Raw genomic sequence first — 18,870 nt, 5'->3', positions numbered from 1 at the left:
TATTTGCTTTATGATCGGAAACGATAAGGTGCAGAATAGTGCTTACATGACATCAATACGGCTTAAATGAAAGGCAACGGATATACAACATTATTTCGTTCTGGAATTATAGTAGCTGCCTTTACTTTCATCTCCCGTATATTTGGTTTGGCTCGCGAATTATTCATTGCTTCATTATTTGGTGCTGGTAATATTGCTGATAGTGTTAATGTTGCTTTTAAATTACCCAACCTATTTAGGCGTATTTTTGGGGAAGGGGCACTTTCAGTCGTTTTTGTACCTATTTTTAATACAAAACTCATAGAATCTCGAGAAGCAGCACGCCATTTCACTGGCATTATCTTTACTATTTTACTCATTACTTTAGTAAGTGTAGTAGTGTTAATGCAGGTTTTCATGCCATCATTAATGTTCATTATTGCTCCTGGTTTTCATGAAGATCTAGACAAGTTTAATTTGACAGTGATTTTGTGTCGCATTACCATGCCATATTTAATTTTTATCTCGGTAAGTGCTTTACTAGGGGGAATTTTAAATTCAGTAAAAAGGTTTGCAGCTTTTGCTTTTTCTCCGATCATTTTAAGTATTACTGTTATAATTACAACGGTAATATTACAAGAACATATATCTACTCCTATATCGATTAGTTTATCTTTGTTGATTGCTGGGTTATTACAAATTATCTTTATGTTTTTTTGTGTAATTAGGGTTGGTTTATCATTCCCACTAGTTTTTGACCCATGTAATAAAGATGTAAAAAAGTTTTTGTTTGGTATGGGTCCAGCGACTATTAGCTCTGGATTTCAGCAACTTAACTTATTTATCTCGCAATCAATAGCTAGCTTCATCGAAGGGACAATTTCAATATTATCCTATGCAGATAGAATATACCAATTTCCTTTATCTATAATAGGGGTAACTTTTGGTACTATATTATTACCAGAATTATCAAAAACATACCAAATGAATGATTTAGAAAAAGCGGCAAGGATTCAAAATAATGCTATTAAAGTTGGGCTTTTATTATCTTTGCCAGCTGCGTTCGGTATTATCACTTTATCAGAATCAATCATTCATGTAATATATGAGCGTGGAGCTTTTACTTATGCTGATACAATTAAAACTGCTGAAGCTATTTCCGGTTTTGCCCTTGGTTTACCAGCTTTTATACTTGCCAAAATTTTGATACCTATATTTTATGCTAATAGTGATACGAAAACTCCTTTAAAAATAACATTATATTCTCTTACTGTGAATACTATATTAAATATCGTTCTGATGAAACCATTTGGTCATCTTGGTATCGCTCTTGGCTGCTCTATTACTGCTTGGTATAATGTTTGGTTGTTATATATATATACAAAGAAATATGGTCATTCTTTCATTGATTCAAAATTATACTCTTTTTGTGGCAAGATTTTATTCAGCTGCGTAATAATGGTACTAGTAATTTGGGTGATTAAGCACTATTGTTCCGAATATTATTATTCCGAATTGTTATTAGTAAAAACTTTTATGCTGGCAGCCACGATTTTAGCTGGAGCGATAACGTTTTTTCTAATGGTTTTTTATTTTAGACTTTATCCAAAATAATTTAACCTGAATTCGATGTAACAAGTTAATGCTAGACCCAGTATCATCTCTATTGTGGGTGATGTCACCCCTGCGTAGGCAGAGGTCTAAAGAAGTAGCAAGGATTAAGTGCTTAAACATTTTTAGATCCCACACCGAAGCAGGGATGACATCGAGCGTGCAGAGAATAATAATTATTCTTACATCGATACTCGAGGTTACGTTGGTTTTTTGATCTACGTTGGCAATGCCGTAGCTAGTATGACATCAACCCTAACGAGGATTATGCTCAACCTACTAACTTCACCGAATTCGGGATAAGAATTGACAAATTCTTATCCCGAATTCGCGTAACTTGTTACATCGATACTTGAGGTTAATTTATTAATGATGAAAACTGAATCTAATTATCAAGATTTTTTGAAAACTATAGCCATAATAACCATGGTGATAGATCATTTAGGGTTATACTTTTTCCCTGAATACGAAATAATGCGGATTATCGGTCGTATTAGTATGCCGATTTTTTGCTTTTTTGTTGGCTATAATTTTCATAAAAAACCAAAAATTAAAATTCTTGTAGTCGGAATTCTACTACATATTTTTACTACCATATTATTTAAGCAGTTCACCACAACTAACATACTTATTCCTATTTTTCTAGGTCAGTGCTATCTTTATTGTTTTCAAAATAGCCTAAATAATTTTTTCTATAAGGGTTATTGTCACGTTGTCTTCCTTGGAACTCTTTGGTTCTGCACTTGGTTCTTGGTTGATTATGGTAGCATAGGTTTAGCTATCATGTTACTTGGCTATATAGCTAAACATGATCTAGGTAATCTTAGGCTTACCCTTGCAATATCTATGATTTTGACTGTACTGCATACCATTGCTGTTTTTCCCTTGTCGTATATCTATGTACTTATAGTAGTTATATTTGGAGTTTTGCAATATATATTTATGGTTGCAAGAAATTTTGAGCAAAAAATTGCTATAAATTTGCGGATTATAAGCCATAATGCTTTATATATCTATGCTATACATCTAGCAATTTTACAATTTTTATTTTTCAAATTCTACTTACAGAATTGATAAATCAGTTAATAAACTGTGCTAAAATGTCTACGTTTCAAAGAAAAATATAGAATCTACGCATATTTTCTTATCCCTTGTTGACAATTATTAAGAAAAAGAGTAACATATCGCTTGAGTTTAATAATTAACTCTTTAATAGCATGAAAACCTTGTATCTATTGATTTATTTGGTTTAATTTCTACGGAAGAGTTGCGAATTAAGTTCAAGTAAGTAACTCTATACTAAAAGGTTTTTATGGCTACTAAAGTAGGTAAGGTTAAATGGTTTAATACAACCAAAGGTTTCGGTTTCATCCAGCCAGACGATGGTGGGAGTGACGTTTTTGTTCACATCTCGGCTGTAGAGCGTGCCGGTATCCGTAATCTTAATGAAGGTCAAAGTGTTGGCTTTGATCTAGAAGATAATAAGGGGAAAATTTCTGCTGTTAATCTACAAATAAAATAATATTTATTTAAAACTACAAGCAACTACTCAAAATTTATGAGTGGTTATTAAACTAGTGAATTTTGGGTAGTATCATCTTTTTATACACTTCATGGATTATTTTTTGTAATTCAGTGTTTCACTGTAAGTTAAAGTTATAATTTTGTTGGATCATGTGAGTATATTTTGTTGCATTATAATACAACAGTTTTTTACTACACAATTAATTGACAACTCACGTTATAACGTAAGAACTTAATCATAAGCTTATTCTTTTAAAATATAGAATATATGTTTACTCAAATGCTTTGACTAACCTGAATTTGATGTAAGACATCGGTTTAATAGCCTAGAGTGTCCTTGCACCTTCGGATGTCACCCCTGCGAAAGCAGGGGTGACATTGTTCGCAGTTGATGCTTAACAATGTAACTTGTTACATCGATAGTTGAGGCTAGCTACTTGATTTTCTAGATACTGAAATAAATTCAGGATGACGCATGGTTTAGTTTTAGATGACAACCGACTTAAAACGAACACCTATTGCTTTTGCTGGGGTGATACTCAAAGCATTTGAGCATTTTTAATTTAAGATAAATAATATTGGACTTATATAATGAAAAGTTTTAATTTACCAAATGAAGTGATTATATCACTTGAACGCATGAACATAACCTCTCCAACGGAAATTCAAAGAGAGGCCATACCGGTTGCTATGCAAGGTAGTGATGTTCTAGCTTCTAGTCAAACTGGCTCGGGTAAGACCCTTGCCTATTTGCTACCAATAATCAATTCTTTTATACAGACTAAATCAATGTCTTTGGTACTTGTTCCAACTCGGGAATTAGCTACTCAAGTGCGTGATACTTTAACTAAGGTAACTACTCAAATAAAACTTCCCAGTGCGGTTTTGATAGGCGGTGAACCAATGCATAAACAATTTACACAACTAAAAGTAAATCCTAAAGTTATAATTGGCACACCAGGTCGTATCATAGATCATTTACTTCGTGGTACTTTAAAATTAAATACTGTTCAATTGGTAGTACTTGATGAAATGGACAGAATGCTTGATATGGGTATGAAAGAACAATTAGAAGAGATAAATAAATATATACCTGCAAAACGCCAGGTTTTAATGTTTTCAGCTACTATGCCAAAACATATTATTGCATTATCGCAAAAATACGTGGTTAATCCTCATCGTATTACTGTTGGATCAACTACTAAGGCTGCATCTCAAATAAAACAAGAAACTTTGCGTGTTTCTGATAAAGAGAAATTTCCTGAGCTTATAAAGCAATTAAATGAACGTGATGGTTCTATAATTATTTTTGTAAAAACTAAGCGTGGTGCTGATCAGCTTGCAAAAATGTTAAAATTTGAAGATCATAAAGCTGAAGCTATACATGGTGATTTAACACAAGGTAGACGTGATCGTGTAATTTCATCATTTCGCTCTTCTCGTCATAGGATCATGGTGGCAACAGATGTTGCAGCTCGTGGCTTAGATATACCTCATACACAGCATGTTATCAATTATGACTTACCAATGGCTCCAGAAGATTATTTGCATAGAATAGGTAGAACTGGTAGAGCCGGTCTTTCAGGTTGTGCATTATCATTCATTTCGCCAGAAGATAATATTAGATGGAAAGCTATTGATCGCCTAATAAATCAAGGCGAAACTACTTCAAGAGAAGATATGAGGGAAAGTAAGAATCGCAGAAAACCATTTAATGGCCATAATGGCAAAAAAAGTTATTTTCCTCGTAATAATAATGATAGGAAACCTTATGCTGGCTCTGCTAGAAATAATAAAGCATTCTAATATACTACTCGTAAATGAAGAGTTGATAGACGAAGATCAAAATTATGAAGTGCTAGGAGTCGAAGGGTCGAGGAGCGGAGCGTACATTTAGTACGTGAGCACCGAAGATCCCTGAAGACGACAACGCAATTCTTGATTTTCATCGAGTATATACAATTGTAGTTACTGCACAGAGCTGTCATTCCCGCGTAGGTAGAGGAATCTAAAAATACAAAAACACCTTAGACTTAAAGGTTTTTGATATCCCCGCCGTAGCTCGAATGACATCGTTTTGAGATAAGGTGATTAGTAGCATTATTATTGAATAATCAGGTAGTATACTCTTCATCATAGCACCCTACATTTTTTATATAACCACTATTAAAATGGCTGCTGATCGTCTATTAGCGAGGAGTCGCTGAAAGCGGCGACGCGGCAATCTAGGATACGCGAAGCGTTACTCTAAAAAAACAGCTTCGCTGTTTACCTAGATCGCCACGGCATCTAAAGATGCCTCGCGATGACGATTATAGAAAAATGTAGGGTACTATGACTCTTCATTTACGAGTATACTTATTTACCCAAAGTTTTCTGAGATTGGGAATGTGCTTGTTGTTCAATGCTTGCAACCCTTGATATAGCCTGTTGTTTGATACCAAGATCTACTACATGCTCGTATCTCATTCCATTATCTAGTAGGATATGACCAAGTTTATTTACTAACTCTACATCCTTTTTAGAGAATTTACTAATAATTAATTCTGTAATTTCATATAAAAACTTCCAAGATAGCTCAACTCTATCCTTGAGAGAGAGGTTCTTTTTATTATTTTCTTTATTAAATGGTTCTGCATTATTAGGATCATCGACAAGCGTTCTAACCGGTGTTTTCTTGCTCTTTTTATAAATAAAGAATGTAACAAACACTAAAAATAGACCTGCTACAGCGATTATCAAATTAGTATTTTGCATAAAACCCTCCAAATATATCTTACTGATAATGCCCTGCTACTTGACTCTATACCCATAGTACCATTTTTTGTATAATCGTCATCGCGAGGCATCTTTAGATGCCGTGGCGATCTAGTAAAGTGAGGCGTATACTGCATAAAGATTGCCACGTCGCTGCTGTCGCAGCTCCTCGCAATGACGATTGCAGTGTCTGTAGGTGCGATTACACAAAAAATATAGGGTACTATGCTCTATACCACACGATCTTCTTCTTGTGCTAAAAATTCTTCAAGCTTTTCTTTCGTATAATTTTTTTCCTCTAAGATCACTTCATTGTCAAAAATATGTTGTACTGTTTTTTCTTCTAATAACGGACCCTTTAAATGTTCAAGAGCATTAGGATTTTTTTTATAAAAATCAAATATTACTGTTTCTTGACCTGGAAACTTCCTTGCTTGAGCCATAATAGCACTTACAAGATCTTTCTGCTCGATATGTAAATTCTTAATTTTCATATATTCGGATAACATTAGACCTATTCTAACACGACGTAAGACTAGCTTATTATAATACTCACTAATTTCTGCTTCTGATTTATCTTTAAATATCGAATCTGAATCACTATTTCTCTCCGTTTGAGATTTCAGAATACTTATCTCTTGGTCTATTAAAGATTTAGGAACATTAAACGTTAATAGCTTTTCTAATTGATCAAATAAGCTCATTTTCATTAAAGTGCGTATAGACTCACTATATTCATTTTCTATGCTTTTAGAAATATTATCACGTAACTCTTCTAGTGTTTCACAATTAAATTTCTTAGCAAACTCATCATCAACAACTACCTCATCAGCAGAATGTGCTGCCTTTACTTGTACAATAAACTTAGCCGGTTGACCTGCGACTTGCTCCATATGATAATCTTCAGGAAACTTAACGTTGACTTCTACCTCATCTCCAGTCTTAGTTCCAATAAGCTGATCTTCAAAGCCCTCAATAAAAGCTCCACTACCAATTACTAGTTTATAATCTGTAACCTTACCACCTTCAAAAGCCTCATTATTGACATAACCAATCGCATCAATAGTAACTTCCTGCCCCTTTTTTACTTTCCCTTTACTTTCTTTATTATAAATTTTTGATATAGATGCAAGCTTATCTATTTGCTTATTAACATCATCTTCTTTAATTACTAACTTTGGATGAGTAATTTTCATTTTTTTAAAATCTGGCAATTCAATATCAGGTAATAGCTCAAATTTTAGAGTAAATTCTATATCCTCATTCTCTTCATTACGTAAATTTTCTAACTGTGGATCACCTACTGTTTTTAGTTTATGATCTTTAATAACATGCTGTACTGCATGATTAATTTCATGGTTTACCACATCAGACCTAACAGATTGCTTATATTTTTTATTAACAATGCTGATTGGCACTTTACCAACACGAAATCCATCAAGCTTAACTTTTTTTGCTAAACTATCTAATTCTTTTTGTACTTCATTGGCAATTTTAGAAGAAGGAAGGACTACTTTAACTTCAAAATCTAGACCTTCATTTTTAAGTTCTGTGACTTGCATACTAAAAAACTCATTAGCAATATTAAAACCTTACAAAAACTTGAAGAGCTACTAAATTAAATCAAGCTCTCCAGTTTTTGTATTATTATTTTGTGGTGCGGATGGAGGGACTTGAACCCCCAAGCCTTGCGGCGCTAGAACCTAAATCTAGTACGTCTCCCAATTTCGTCACACCCGCATAGCTGTACCCCTGACTACTTAACATAGATTGTTTTAACAACTTAATTAAGTAGGTTCAGTTAGGAATTTTATCAGAGAATTATAATACACATGATACAGCCTTTGTAAATCGTTAATTTCTGTGTATTCATTAATTTTATGAGCTGTATTAGATTGTAAACCAAATTCCACAACAGGACAATAATTTTGGATAAACCTCGCATCAGAAGTACCACCACTAGTAGATAATTTTGTATATAGTCCTGTTGTATTAGATACTACCCGAACAAAATCGGCAATTAGCCCTACTGGTTTTTGGATAAAACAAGCTGCTGAAGTTACATTCTTTAACTCATATTTAACATTGTATTTAGTACAATAATTGTTAATTATCTGATCTATCAAATCTGTTATGCTCGATGGTGAATGAAGATCATTAAAACGAATATTAAACTTTGTTGTAATTTTTGAAGGAATTACATTAGTCACATCATTACCTACATCAATAGACGTAACTTCTAGATTCGACTGTTGAAAAAATTCACTTCCTTCATCCAGTCGATAATTAACCAACTCATTGAGTATCTGAACTAAAGGAGTAATCGGATTATTGGCTTGTAATGGATATGCCACATGTCCCATTGTACCATATAGAACTAAGTTAAAGTTAATACTTCCTCGCCGACCAATTTTTATGGTATCGCCTATTTGATGCTCATTTGTTGGTTCACCTACAATAGCAAGATCGATCAAATTATTACTATCCCTATGCAAATATTTTAACATTTCCACAGTGCCATATTTGGCGTTTCCTTCCTCATCGCTAGTAATTAGAAAACTAATTGAACCATGCGGAGTTAGATTTAACTTAATAAAATCTAAGCTAGCAGCTAGGAAACATGCTATCGCTCCCTTCATGTCAACAACTCCCCTACCATAAATCTTATCACCTACGGTAGTTGCTATAAAAGGGTCGTTAAGCCATAATGCCTTATCACCTGTTGGCACGACATCAACATGTCCAGCAAAACAAATATTAGGTCTTGCATTACCATAAACAGCATAAAGATTGGTTACTTTATAATTATCCTCTCCAAATATTTTGATTTCAGTCTTAAAACCATTTTTTTCTAATAAATCATTAATATATTCAATACAACCGCCACTCTCAGGAGTTACTGATTGAAAACTAATTAAGTCTTCAAGAAATTTTATCAAGATAACCTCCAATAGTCATCAGCTTATAGCTTTTTCTAAAAATTCCTCTCTCATATCTAGCCAATGTTTTATTCTCTGACAACCAAAACAGACATACCCGAGTGCCGCACAATCTTGGACGCATTAGGGCCTAACATATAGTCTCTAAGCTGTGGTCTGACTGCTGAAATAATGATTAAGTCAGCTTTCACTTCATTGGCATATTGTATTATTTCATCATAGACTGCCCCTCGACCAATATGCAATTCAACTTCGATCTCCTCCGGCACATATTGTCTAATTAATTCTGTTACTTGTACCCGATATTTTTCTTTTTGATCTTTTGCCCAACTTTTAGGCAAATAATCCTCAACCATTTTCATACCAAAATCCGAGATGATATAAAGAAAATGTAATTTGGCACTAAAGATAGTAGCAAAACTTAAAGCCTTTGGTAATATCACCTTAACTGATTGTTTATCCGACAAATCTATTGGTATTATTATATTTTTAAACACAATTAACACTACTCCGGTGCATTTATATTATTATCTATTTCTTACTACTGAATGTTTTGGCAAAACAAAATTATTAGTATCAGCAAAATGCTTAATATCTATATTATATAACATATAATTAGAATGTTTAAAATGTTTTACGTTTTTGTGAAACATTCCGATAAATTTATCCAATAGTTTAGCATCCATATTGCTATTAGTAACTAAAATTGCTGTTACTGCTACTGTATTCTGATCGAGAGTAATCCCAGGATATAATCTTTTATCCAGTAATGCCTTATGAAAAGCTTTATTAGTGGCAATTAATTGTGCAATTTTATTATCTTCAATAGGCACAAAATCAACTTTACAGCTATTAGCAGTAAATCCCACCAGGGCATTAGGATGACCTACCGTCATCATTATCACATCAATTTTACCGCTACAAAATTCTTTTATTGACTCTTCATAATTAATTTCATCAACATCTATTGGTTCTTTAGTAAAATTATATAACTTCCTTATAGCATTATAGGTAATAGTATTACTAGAGAATGACAAGCCATTTGATATTCTCTTACCCTCAATATCTGAAAAAGTCTTTATCTCATCCCGATTTTTTACAACAACAGTAAAAAACTCATCATATAGATTAAGTACCTGACGCATTTCTTGCATTTTTTCTGTATTAGAGTAATATCCAGTACCTTCAAAAGCCTCAAGTGCTACATTAGATTGAACTAAAGCTAAATCTATCTTACCTTCTTTTAGCAAAGCTAAATTTTCAACACCTCCACTGGTAGGTACTACTTCGCAATTTACACTTTTATCAGCTAAAGTAAAGGTTTTACACAAATCCAATCCGATAGAGTAATAACCCTTCAAAATAGAACCAGACCCAATTTTTACTGTTTTTTGCGAAGCAAAAACACAATTACTAGTAAAAAACAGGAAAAAAACTACCAATAAAATTCTGAAATTATTCATAAATAACACTATACACTAAAAATAATTGACCACTAATACTTAAAGACTTAAAATTTAATAAATCATTTTCCCTATCCAAAGTACCTTTACTATTATTGATAATCAAGATAATTGTTACAATTCATGTGTAAAAAAAATCCTTATTCCTTATAATATTCTTCTCCAATTTCAATTTCACTACGGTTATTTAACTTACGCCAATTATTGGTGTCCCTAAGTGAGTAGATGCAGCCACAATATTCTTGCTTATAAAAATTTTCACGTTTAGCTATTTCGTACATTCTACTGCTACCTCCATTTTTACGCCAATTATAAGTCCAGTAAGTTATTCCATCGTAATGAGAAGCAGCCTTGATCCCTGATTCATTAATTTGATCCATATCTTTCCAGCGGGAAAGACCAAGAGAACTGGTAATAACTTTAAAATCATTCTCATAGGCATAAAGAGCTGTCCGTTCAAAACGCATATCAAAACACATAGAACAACGTTTACCTCTTTCTGGTTCATATTCCATACCTTTACTTCTCGCAAACCAATTCTGCACGTCATAATCTGCGTCAATGAAACTGATACCCATTTTCTCAGCAAAACGGATATTTTCATTTTTACGAATTTCATACTCTTTTTTAGGATGAATATTAGGGTTATAGAAAAAAATAGTTAAATTAATACCGGATATTAACATTTTTTCCATCAGCTCTCCTGAACATGGAGCACAGCATGAGTGTAGTAGCACTTTACTTTCACCATTTGGTACTTCTAGAATTTCATTCATAATTATCTGCTAAATTTTTTCTGTAAGTTTCTTTATAAAATCTTAAAATAACATACGATACTACCGCAAGGGCAATCAGATAATAAGATATTGCATATTTATCACCAGTATAGGTAGTTAACATCATGCCAACTACTGGTGCTGACCCGCCAAATATGGCAGCAGCTAAGTTGTAAGAAAGAGCCACACCAGTAAAACGAACACTAGTTGGAAATATTTCCACTAAGACAGTAGGAATTGGTCCCATATAAATAGCAATTATTGCGGCAAACACTATCTGAGACACGACAGCAATCACAAAGTTCATCGACCCAAGTCCTAATAATATCGGGTAAGATAATAATATAATTAGTAGTATCCCAGTAATTAGAACAGGACGCCGACCTATTTTATCAGAAATTGTCGCAGAAATGGGGAATATAATCATCATTGTAATCAAAATTACACTACCAACAATGGAACTCTGACTTTGACTATAACCTAGTATCGTCATGAAGTTACCGATAAAAACCGTCGCCGTATAAAATGGTGCTGTAACTGTAACATAAAGACCAATTGCTATAATTAACTCAAGCCGATATTTTGAAAAAATTTCACGAATAGGGAATCTAGATAAGCAACCATTTTCTTTGGCTCTTTTATAAATAGGACTTTCTGATAAATTGCTTCTGATGTACAAACCTATAGCACCGATAAATAACCCAACAATGAAGGGTATTCTCCACCCCCATTCTATTAGAGATTCTTGTTCCATAAAATATGAAAACCCAGCTGCAGTAGCAAGACCAAGTAACATACCCCCACACATGCTAACAAAAGAGCTACTACCAGCAAGACCACGCTGCTGCGCTTCAGCATGCTCGACAATATAAGAAATACACCCACTAAATTCTCCACCAAGAGCAAAACCCTGTAATAACCTAATAAAAGTTAAAATTATTGGTGCAGCTATTCCAATAGTGTCATAGCTTGGTAGTAATCCAATAGCAGCTGTTGGTACTGCCATAGTTGTAATGCCTATCACTAGGGCATTACGTCTGCCAAATCTATCACCTATATTACCAAGGACTATACCGCCAAGTGGTCTCACAATAAAACCAGCAGCAAATACAGCCAATGTGAGTGTCTCACGCATTGTCGAGTCTGGAAAAAAATGCTTACCAATTATAGAAGCAAATTGTGCATATAAAGCATAATCATACCACTCTAAACCATTACCAATCATTCCGGATATTACAACTTTCTTCATCAGATACTTTACATTATTAATGAGTGCAGAAAAAGGCATAATAAATTATTATTTTACATTGGCAATAATTTAATCTACAATTATTTGATATAATCTCAAATATCGATGTAATAATAGTAGGCTCAAGTAATCATCGCCATTAGGGGTGATATCACCCCTGCCGCCATTATGTCATTCCCGCGTAAGCGAGAATCCAAAAAATAGCCTGCAAAGGCTATTAGATATTATAGATTCCTGCTTTCGCACACTAGTGTCCGGTTTAAAAATATAATTTTAATTAGAAGGTTATTATGTTGAATGAAACAGTCAATTTACCGGAAGGTTTTGTGTATTTGGATCAAATAGATTCTACTATAATTCAACAGATGATGTATTATGATACTAGAAATTTTGTAGGAAAGCGGATCGATGGCTATAAAGCTAATAGAGCTGTGCTAACTAAAGAAGCAGCTACTGCCTTAAAAAATCTTCAGCAAGATATAAAAAATGATAACTACTCTTTGGTAATTTATGATGCTTATAGACCTAATAAAGCTGTACAATATTTCGTTAGCTGGGGAGAAGATATTGCTGATCAAAAAATGAAAGACTCCTATTATCCATACATTAATAAGGCTGAAATTTTTCAATTAGGTTATGTTGCTAAACGATCACCTCATAGCCGTGGAAGTACTGTAGATTTAACTATTATCGAACTTGAAAAACAATTAAATCCACACCCTAAAATGATAAAAAGACCTCTAAAAGATGGTCGTCTAATCCCTTATTTTGATGATAATACGGTTGACATGTATAGCTCTGTAGATCTTATGGATCTAGTATCCTCCCATGATACTAAACTAATTGATGAACTTTACTTACAAAATCGTAATTATCTACGTGAGAAAATGAAAAAACATAATTTTAAGGAATATTCGGTTGAGTGGTGGCATTATACCTTACAAGACGAACCTTATAAGGATCAGTATTTTGATTTTGATGTTGAATAAACTTCTTGCATTAAGTATAACCTCAAGTATTGATGTAAGACATCGGTTTAATAGCCTAGAGTGTCATCCCTACCCCTTCGGATGTCACCCCTGCGAAGGTAGCGGGGTCTAAAAAATTTTAACAAATTCTCTCGGTTTATTTTTCTAGATCCCAGCTTTCGCTGGGATGACACAATGGTGGTGATATCACCCCTAATGGCGATGATTACTTGAGCCTACTATTAATTTATTATATCAATATTTGAGGTTATACTCAAATCATTTAAATTCTATTTCCTTATCATGTCTAATATGGACTACGTAGATGGTATCATTATATATTCGATATCGTAGTATATAACCTGATAAGCCAAATCGAATAAATAAATCCCTATAATCTATTAGATTAGTCACCGGTTTACCTGTCAAAGGAAATTCTATAAGTTTGATAACTGCTTTCTTTATTGTTTCTGCTGCTCTCTTTGCAGCATTAGGATTATTTTTATCAATGAATTTTCTCAGTCGTACCAAATCTACAATTGCTGATTCCAACCATACTAATCTTTCCATTAAGGTCTTTCCTCTTCTTTATCACTTCCCCATCTATCAAGCCACTCAGTTATTTTGTCATTTCCTAAAAATTTACCTTCTCTTGCTTCTTGCCAACGCTGTATCGTCTCTTGTTTTAATTGCTCTTCATGTTCCTCTGATTTGAGATAATTAGTAATTGCTTCCTTCATCAGCCAGTGTGCTGAACGTTGCTTAATTTTACCAAGCACTTGCAACCTCTTCTTAATTTGCGGTGCAAGTTTCACGCTTACTACAGTATTATCCTCAGCTCTTTTCATACTCTGTCTCCTTTATAGTATTAAGTAAAAGTAACCTGAATTCGATGTATAGCTAACCCGAAAAGGTTTTAGGTATATGTTAATCTTAGCTTAGTTAGAAGCGATGTCCCTGCGTAGGCAGGGATCTATAATATCTCATAGTCTTTTAGGCTATTTTTTTAGATTCCGCACCGAAGCGGGAATGACATCAATTCTATCACCATTACTATGCCTTAAACCTTTTCGCGTTAGCTATAACAAGTTACATCGAACTTCCGTGAAGTATTTATAAGTAATACTATACACTACTTATTTTGTGTTTGCAACTTTCGAAGTAGGAGAAGTATATTAATCACTTGAGTTCTTGATTTTATTAACTATAGAATATATTTCTTTTTTGCTGTAGCTTCTTCCAAAATTTTCATTAGCTATATCTGTGACACTTTTTGCACTCCATCCTTTAGATAAGTATAAATCTATAAATTTTTTTAAGTCATCTGCAAGAAGAGCTTTATGAGGTTCAGAAGTACCGGAAATTAGCAGCACTATTTCCCCCTTGATAATGTTCGAGTTATAGAAATTTATCACATCTTCTATTAACCCAAACTTTACTTCTTGATAAAATTTAGTAAGTTCTCGTGCTACACATACCTCCCTATTACCAAAAACAGTAAAAGCTGTATGTAGCGATTGTTCTATTCTGCTAGCAGTTTCAAAAAAAATCAAAGTTGCTTTTATATTAGATAATTCTGTAAAAATCTTCTTTTTACCTTCAGTAGTTTTTGGTAAGAATCCAGCAAATAGAAAGCGATCTGATGGTAATCCAGAAATGGTTATAGAGGTAGTTAATGCCGAAACGCCCGGCACTACATCTATGTGATAATTAAGTTTCCTTAAAGCTCTTACTAGTTTATAACCAGGATCAGCAATTAACGGTGTTCCAGCATCAGATATTAGACTAACTATTGCTCCATTATCAATTAATGTGCGGATAAATTCTCTTTCTTGATAATCACTATGATCATTATATACTTGTAACTTAGTCTTTATATTATGTTTTGCTAGTAATTTTCTTGATATTCTAGTATCCTCACACAGTATAATTGTGGAATTTTTTAACGTTTCTAAAGCCCGGAGTGTTATATCATCTAGGTTACCAATAGGTGTTGAGACAATGTATAGTCCTGGTTTGAAGATCATAATTTAATCCTATAAGTAAGCATTATGAGCAATATAAAAGACTTCCTGCATAAGTCAAAGAAGCTTTCGAGATTTTTAGGAAAAACGAAGCCAAGTACTAGAGCGTACTTAAATGTACGTGAGGAACGAAGACGAGTTTCGACGACAAAATCACCCTCTAGATTGAGTTATGCACAAAAATTTTTAAAGGTCACCTTATCATTTATATGTCTTGTTTCTTTATTTTCTTGCCAATCTAATAAGGAGGTTGTTGTTCTTAGACCAAAAGAAGTTGCTCAGGAAACTCTAGAAGTGGCTATTTTAATGCCCCTAACAGGAGAACATTCTACATTAGGTAAGCAATACAACCAATTAATTAAAATGGGTCTAGAAGATGGCTTAAAAACTTATGTTCATGTTACCTCTTATGATGGTTCTAATGAAAAGCAGGTACTTGCTGCAATGGATAAAATACTGCTACGTAAAACAAAAATTATACTCGGACCATTATATTCAAATCTTACTTCTCTAATTGCCAATAAAGCTAAAGCACATGGTATTATTGTCATTACCATGTCTAATAATCCTGTATTGGCAGACAAAAAACTTTTTGTATTTGGTCATGCTCCGTCAAAGCAGCTCACAAAAATAATTAATTACTTTGCCGATAATGGTTATAACAATTTCATTGCACTTTTACCTTCAGGTAACCATGCACAAACTATAAACCAACTTATCCAAAATATACTAATTCAAAAAAATTCTACCTTAGTGCGGAGTGAATTTTATGCTAATATACCGGAATCAATAGAAAAGGCGGTTTTAACTGTCTCAAATAGTGTTGATAATTTAAATGAAATGGAGGATACGGCAACTAAACCTGTAATTTTTCTGTCAGATGATAGTAAAAATTTAGATTTGCTTTTTGATAGTATTCATAAGCATAATTTAGATAAGAAAGCAGTTATAATAGGTGATAACAGAATTGATATCGATCGTTCTGAACCAGTAAGTATTATCTTCACCGGTTCATTGAATATTGTCAATAGTAATATAATAGAAAGGGCTAAGAATATAGGTATTAATCATTTGTCTTTCATGCATGCTGTAGCTTATGATCTAGGAAGGATAACATCAAAATATATGGGTACTAACTTTACCGAAGAACGATTTTTAGCAGCTATTAATGGTAAAACCCCGTATACTGGTATATCAGGTAATGTCTACTTCATCGATTCAATAGCTCAAAGAGAGTATGATATAATTAAGAAAGAAGATGGTCTGTATAGTACTATGGCAAAAAGTGATAACAAATTCTGATTTAGATATAGTTAACCTCAAGTATTGATGTAAGACATCGGTTTAATAGCTCCGATGTCATCCCTGCACCTTTGGATGTCACCCCTACGTAGGCAGGGGTCTAAAAAATAGCATAGAAGGTATGTTATATAATTTTAGACCCCTGCTTTTGCAGGGGTGACATATACTTTCACAGGAATGATGGTAGAAGCTGCTTAAGTTAAGGTTAAATTAATGATACATTCTATAAAATATTCAAAAAAAACTCATTCCAATTTTATCTTCAATTTATTAACATTTTTGATAATCGCTAGCATCCTTATCTTTATTGCCTGGGGTTTAAAGCAGATGGCAGCACCAATAGATGTATTAGAGCAGCAACCAGTAACTCTAGAGTATAGTAATCTTTTTCAGTATTCTCTTAGAACACTTTTGAGGATGCTAATTGCGGTAATTGTCTCATTAATTTTTACTTTTATTTATGCCAGCCTAGCTGTTAAAAGCAAGAAATGTGAACAAATATTAATTCCGTTACTAGACATTCTTCAATCTCTTCCTATTCTTGGATATATTTCTTTTACAGTTACAGTTTTTTTAGCTCTTTTCCCGTCAAGTATTATGGGAGCTGAATGTGCAGCGATATTTGCCATTTTTACATCGCAAGTTTGGAACATGACATTTAGTTTTTATTATTCGCTTAAGAATATCCCACAAGAATTGCATGATGCAGCATATATTTTTAGAATGTCAAAATGGAGGCAATTTTGGCAGGTCAGCGTTCCATATGCAGTGCCAGGATTAGTGTGGAATATTGTAGTATCAATATCTAGTGGGTGGTTTTTCGTAGTAGCTTCAGAGGTTATCACAGTTGGCAATACCCATATAATCTTGCCTGGAATAGGATCATATATTGCTTTAGCAATTATGCAGAAAAATCTTTATGCAATTAGCTTAGCAATTATGTCAATGTCACTGGTGATTATATCATATGATCAATTGCTACTTAGACCTCTAGTGGCATGGTCTGATAGATTTCGTTATGAAATGAATGCAGGTAACAATGCACCACATTCTTGGGCATTAAATTTATTTCAAAGAAGTTTGATTATTCAAAAATTATTCTCCCCTATTGCTTATATTGCAAAACTTATACTTTATCTCCCCATACTTAATCGTTATAACGAAATAAATTCAAGTTCGTCAAATAATTTTTCCAATAATCCTTCGTGGAGCGATTATTTATGGTATACTATGCTGGGCGGCATAGCATGTTTTTCAGCCTATTACATATATCATTTTTTGCATTACGATATTGGTTGGTCTGAGCTATTGAATGTATTTGTTTTAGCATCAATTACTATGTTACGTGTGGTAGTACTTATTATTCTTGCAGCAATTATATGGGTACCGATTGGTATATATGTTGGACTAAATCCTAGAGTAACAGCTATTGTACAACCACTAGCACAATTTTTTGCAGCTTTTCCAGCAAACTTATTATTTCCAATTGTCTTTATAATTATTACTCGTTACGATTTAAACCCTAATATTTGGCTTAGTCCTCTGATGATTATGGGAGCTCAATGGTATATATTATTTAATGTTATAGTAGGAGCATCTACTATTCCCAATGATCTTAAAGATGCCACAAAAATTTTTAGAGTCAGTGGTTGGAATTGGTGGTTCAAAGTAATGTTACCGGCAATTACCCCATATTTTATAACAGGAGCAATAACTGCATCAGGTGGGTCATGGAATGCTAGTATCGTGGCAGAAATTATTAATTTTGGTGATCAGAAAATAGCAGCAAGCGGTATTGGAAGTTATATAGCTGAAATGACAATAAAGGCTGACTTTAATAAAATAGTCTTAGGTATGGGCATTATGGCTCTATTTGTAGTATTGCTTAATCGTTTATTTTGGCAACCGTTAAATGAGTATTCTATTAAAAGATTTCAGCTATAATTCTATGAATCTAGAATATCCGAAAATTCTCAAAAAAGCCTATTGCATTTAACTGTAAAGTTATTATAATATAATGTTTCGTTTAGCTAACCTCAATTCGATATAAGAATTGTTAATTCTTATATCGAATTGGCTTGTTATAAGGAAAAATGCATTCTTGAAGCGGTTCTACGAATGCATTTTAATCTATTACCGCTAATAATCTTATTTTTATATTGTATAAAAATAAGATTATTAGCAAATTAATATTTAACAATCAGGTGAAGAACCGCTTCAAACCTGATTGTTTCTATATGTATCCCTGAATTCGATGTAACAAGTTACATCGAATTCA

Annotated in this window: 17 protein-coding genes and 1 tRNA gene; 7 read left to right on the top strand and 11 right to left on the bottom strand. The window is 33.3% G+C overall.

Annotated features, from left to right (window positions below; translation table 11 throughout):
* Positions 1-66 precede the first annotated feature (66 nt).
* The 4 genes from murJ (at position 67) to AB3211_RS03905 (ending at position 4,920) form a co-directional block, all read left to right on the top strand.
* Positions 67-1,593: a murein biosynthesis integral membrane protein MurJ gene (gene murJ / locus AB3211_RS03920; RefSeq protein ID WP_367364772.1), complete on the top strand. Its 1,527-nt coding sequence runs from the start codon at positions 67-69 to the stop codon at positions 1,591-1,593.
* 369 nt (positions 1,594-1,962) lie between these two features.
* The gene (locus AB3211_RS03915) at positions 1,963-2,664 is read left to right on the top strand and encodes a TraX family protein (RefSeq protein WP_367364771.1); all 702 of its coding nucleotides are present in this window, start codon (positions 1,963-1,965) and stop codon (positions 2,662-2,664) included.
* Positions 2,665-2,902: 238 nt separating this feature from the next.
* Positions 2,903-3,112 (top strand): cold-shock protein, encoded by a 210-nt coding sequence (locus AB3211_RS03910; protein WP_341751689.1) that lies wholly within the window; start codon positions 2,903-2,905, stop codon positions 3,110-3,112.
* Between the two features lie 593 nt (positions 3,113-3,705).
* The gene (locus AB3211_RS03905; RefSeq protein WP_367364770.1) at positions 3,706-4,920 is read left to right on the top strand and encodes a DEAD/DEAH box helicase; all 1,215 of its coding nucleotides are present in this window, start codon (positions 3,706-3,708) and stop codon (positions 4,918-4,920) included.
* A 552-nt stretch (positions 4,921-5,472) separates the two neighbouring features.
* Here AB3211_RS03905 and AB3211_RS03900 read toward each other — a convergent pair.
* From AB3211_RS03900 to AB3211_RS03865, 8 genes are all read right to left on the bottom strand, one after another.
* Positions 5,473-5,871, bottom strand: coding sequence for a DUF2660 domain-containing protein (locus tag AB3211_RS03900; protein WP_341754210.1), 399 nt, complete (start codon positions 5,869-5,871; stop codon positions 5,473-5,475).
* A 230-nt stretch (positions 5,872-6,101) separates the two neighbouring features.
* Positions 6,102-7,433 (bottom strand): trigger factor, encoded by a 1,332-nt coding sequence (tig, locus tag AB3211_RS03895; protein ID WP_367364769.1) that lies wholly within the window; start codon positions 7,431-7,433, stop codon positions 6,102-6,104.
* A 93-nt stretch (positions 7,434-7,526) separates the two neighbouring features.
* Positions 7,527-7,611: transfer RNA gene (locus AB3211_RS03890), tRNA-Leu, on the bottom strand.
* A 47-nt stretch (positions 7,612-7,658) separates the two neighbouring features.
* Positions 7,659-8,813, bottom strand: coding sequence for a succinyl-diaminopimelate desuccinylase (dapE, locus tag AB3211_RS03885; protein WP_367364815.1), 1,155 nt, complete (start codon positions 8,811-8,813; stop codon positions 7,659-7,661).
* Between the two features lie 65 nt (positions 8,814-8,878).
* Positions 8,879-9,307 (bottom strand): universal stress protein, encoded by a 429-nt coding sequence (locus AB3211_RS03880; protein ID WP_341758711.1) that lies wholly within the window; start codon positions 9,305-9,307, stop codon positions 8,879-8,881.
* Positions 9,308-9,337: 30 nt separating this feature from the next.
* Positions 9,338-10,273 carry a TAXI family TRAP transporter solute-binding subunit gene (locus AB3211_RS03875; protein ID WP_367364768.1) on the bottom strand — a complete coding sequence of 312 codons (936 nt, stop codon included), beginning with the start codon at positions 10,271-10,273 and terminating at the stop codon, positions 9,338-9,340.
* A 140-nt stretch (positions 10,274-10,413) separates the two neighbouring features.
* The gene (locus tag AB3211_RS03870) at positions 10,414-11,049 is read right to left on the bottom strand and encodes an epoxyqueuosine reductase QueH (protein WP_367364767.1); all 636 of its coding nucleotides are present in this window, start codon (positions 11,047-11,049) and stop codon (positions 10,414-10,416) included.
* Positions 11,042-12,298, bottom strand: a complete 1,257-nt coding sequence (locus AB3211_RS03865) for an MFS transporter (RefSeq protein WP_367364766.1) — start codon at positions 12,296-12,298, stop codon at positions 11,042-11,044. The genes AB3211_RS03870 and AB3211_RS03865 overlap by 8 nt, the downstream gene beginning before the upstream one ends.
* Positions 12,299-12,588: 290 nt before the next feature.
* Here AB3211_RS03865 and AB3211_RS03860 point away from each other — a divergent pair, with 290 nt between their 5' ends.
* A complete protein-coding gene (locus AB3211_RS03860) occupies positions 12,589-13,287 on the top strand; it encodes a M15 family metallopeptidase (RefSeq protein WP_367364765.1) in 699 nt (232 codons plus the stop codon).
* A gap of 258 nt (positions 13,288-13,545) precedes the next feature.
* On the opposite strand, the gene AB3211_RS03855 is transcribed toward AB3211_RS03860, so the two are convergent.
* The 3 genes from AB3211_RS03855 to rsmI form a co-directional block, all read right to left on the bottom strand.
* Positions 13,546-13,836, bottom strand: a complete 291-nt coding sequence (locus tag AB3211_RS03855; RefSeq protein WP_367364764.1) for a type II toxin-antitoxin system RelE/ParE family toxin — start codon at positions 13,834-13,836, stop codon at positions 13,546-13,548.
* Positions 13,836-14,114: a CopG family ribbon-helix-helix protein gene (locus tag AB3211_RS03850; protein WP_367364763.1), complete on the bottom strand. Its 279-nt coding sequence runs from the start codon at positions 14,112-14,114 to the stop codon at positions 13,836-13,838. Before AB3211_RS03850 ends, AB3211_RS03855 begins: the two co-directional genes overlap by 1 nt.
* Before the next feature lie 327 nt (positions 14,115-14,441).
* On the bottom strand, positions 14,442-15,293 hold the full coding sequence (gene rsmI / locus AB3211_RS03845) for a 16S rRNA (cytidine(1402)-2'-O)-methyltransferase (protein WP_341758720.1): 852 nt from the start codon (positions 15,291-15,293) through the stop codon (positions 14,442-14,444).
* 162 nt (positions 15,294-15,455) lie between these two features.
* Here rsmI and AB3211_RS03840 point away from each other — a divergent pair, with 162 nt between their 5' ends.
* Together AB3211_RS03840 and AB3211_RS03835 are read left to right on the top strand one after the other, a co-directional pair.
* Positions 15,456-16,592 carry a penicillin-binding protein activator gene (locus AB3211_RS03840; protein WP_410521616.1) on the top strand — a complete coding sequence of 379 codons (1,137 nt, stop codon included), beginning with the start codon at positions 15,456-15,458 and terminating at the stop codon, positions 16,590-16,592.
* Positions 16,593-16,805: 213 nt separating this feature from the next.
* Positions 16,806-18,536 carry an ABC transporter permease gene (locus AB3211_RS03835; protein ID WP_367364761.1) on the top strand — a complete coding sequence of 577 codons (1,731 nt, stop codon included), beginning with the start codon at positions 16,806-16,808 and terminating at the stop codon, positions 18,534-18,536.
* Positions 18,537-18,870: the final 334 nt, after the last annotated feature.

It is taken from the genome of Candidatus Tisiphia endosymbiont of Nedyus quadrimaculatus (genome assembly GCF_964059235.1).
In the GTDB taxonomy this organism is placed as follows: domain Bacteria; phylum Pseudomonadota; class Alphaproteobacteria; order Rickettsiales; family Rickettsiaceae; genus Tisiphia.
This window is presented reverse-complemented; position numbering and strand designations above follow the sequence as displayed.

Excerpts from the sequence above, each read along its gene's own strand:
- murJ (WP_367364772.1), top strand. The coding sequence starts at position 67 with ATGAAAGGCAACGGATATACAACATTATTTCGTTCTGGAATTATAGTA.
- AB3211_RS03915 (WP_367364771.1), top strand. The coding sequence starts at position 1,963 with ATGAAAACTGAATCTAATTATCAAGATTTTTTGAAAACTATAGCCATA.
- AB3211_RS03910 (WP_341751689.1), top strand. The coding sequence starts at position 2,903 with ATGGCTACTAAAGTAGGTAAGGTTAAATGGTTTAATACAACCAAAGGT.
- AB3211_RS03905 (WP_367364770.1), top strand. The coding sequence starts at position 3,706 with ATGAAAAGTTTTAATTTACCAAATGAAGTGATTATATCACTTGAACGC.
- AB3211_RS03900 (WP_341754210.1), bottom strand. The coding sequence starts at position 5,871 with ATGCAAAATACTAATTTGATAATCGCTGTAGCAGGTCTATTTTTAGTG.
- tig (WP_367364769.1), bottom strand. The coding sequence starts at position 7,433 with ATGCAAGTCACAGAACTTAAAAATGAAGGTCTAGATTTTGAAGTTAAA.
- AB3211_RS03875 (WP_367364768.1), bottom strand. The coding sequence starts at position 10,273 with ATGAATAATTTCAGAATTTTATTGGTAGTTTTTTTCCTGTTTTTTACT.
- AB3211_RS03870 (WP_367364767.1), bottom strand. The coding sequence starts at position 11,049 with ATGAATGAAATTCTAGAAGTACCAAATGGTGAAAGTAAAGTGCTACTA.
- AB3211_RS03865 (WP_367364766.1), bottom strand. The coding sequence starts at position 12,298 with ATGAAGAAAGTTGTAATATCCGGAATGATTGGTAATGGTTTAGAGTGG.
- AB3211_RS03860 (WP_367364765.1), top strand. The coding sequence starts at position 12,589 with ATGTTGAATGAAACAGTCAATTTACCGGAAGGTTTTGTGTATTTGGAT.
- AB3211_RS03855 (WP_367364764.1), bottom strand. The coding sequence starts at position 13,836 with ATGGAAAGATTAGTATGGTTGGAATCAGCAATTGTAGATTTGGTACGA.
- AB3211_RS03850 (WP_367364763.1), bottom strand. The coding sequence starts at position 14,114 with ATGAAAAGAGCTGAGGATAATACTGTAGTAAGCGTGAAACTTGCACCG.
- rsmI (WP_341758720.1), bottom strand. The coding sequence starts at position 15,293 with ATGATCTTCAAACCAGGACTATACATTGTCTCAACACCTATTGGTAAC.
- AB3211_RS03835 (WP_367364761.1), top strand. The coding sequence starts at position 16,806 with ATGATACATTCTATAAAATATTCAAAAAAAACTCATTCCAATTTTATC.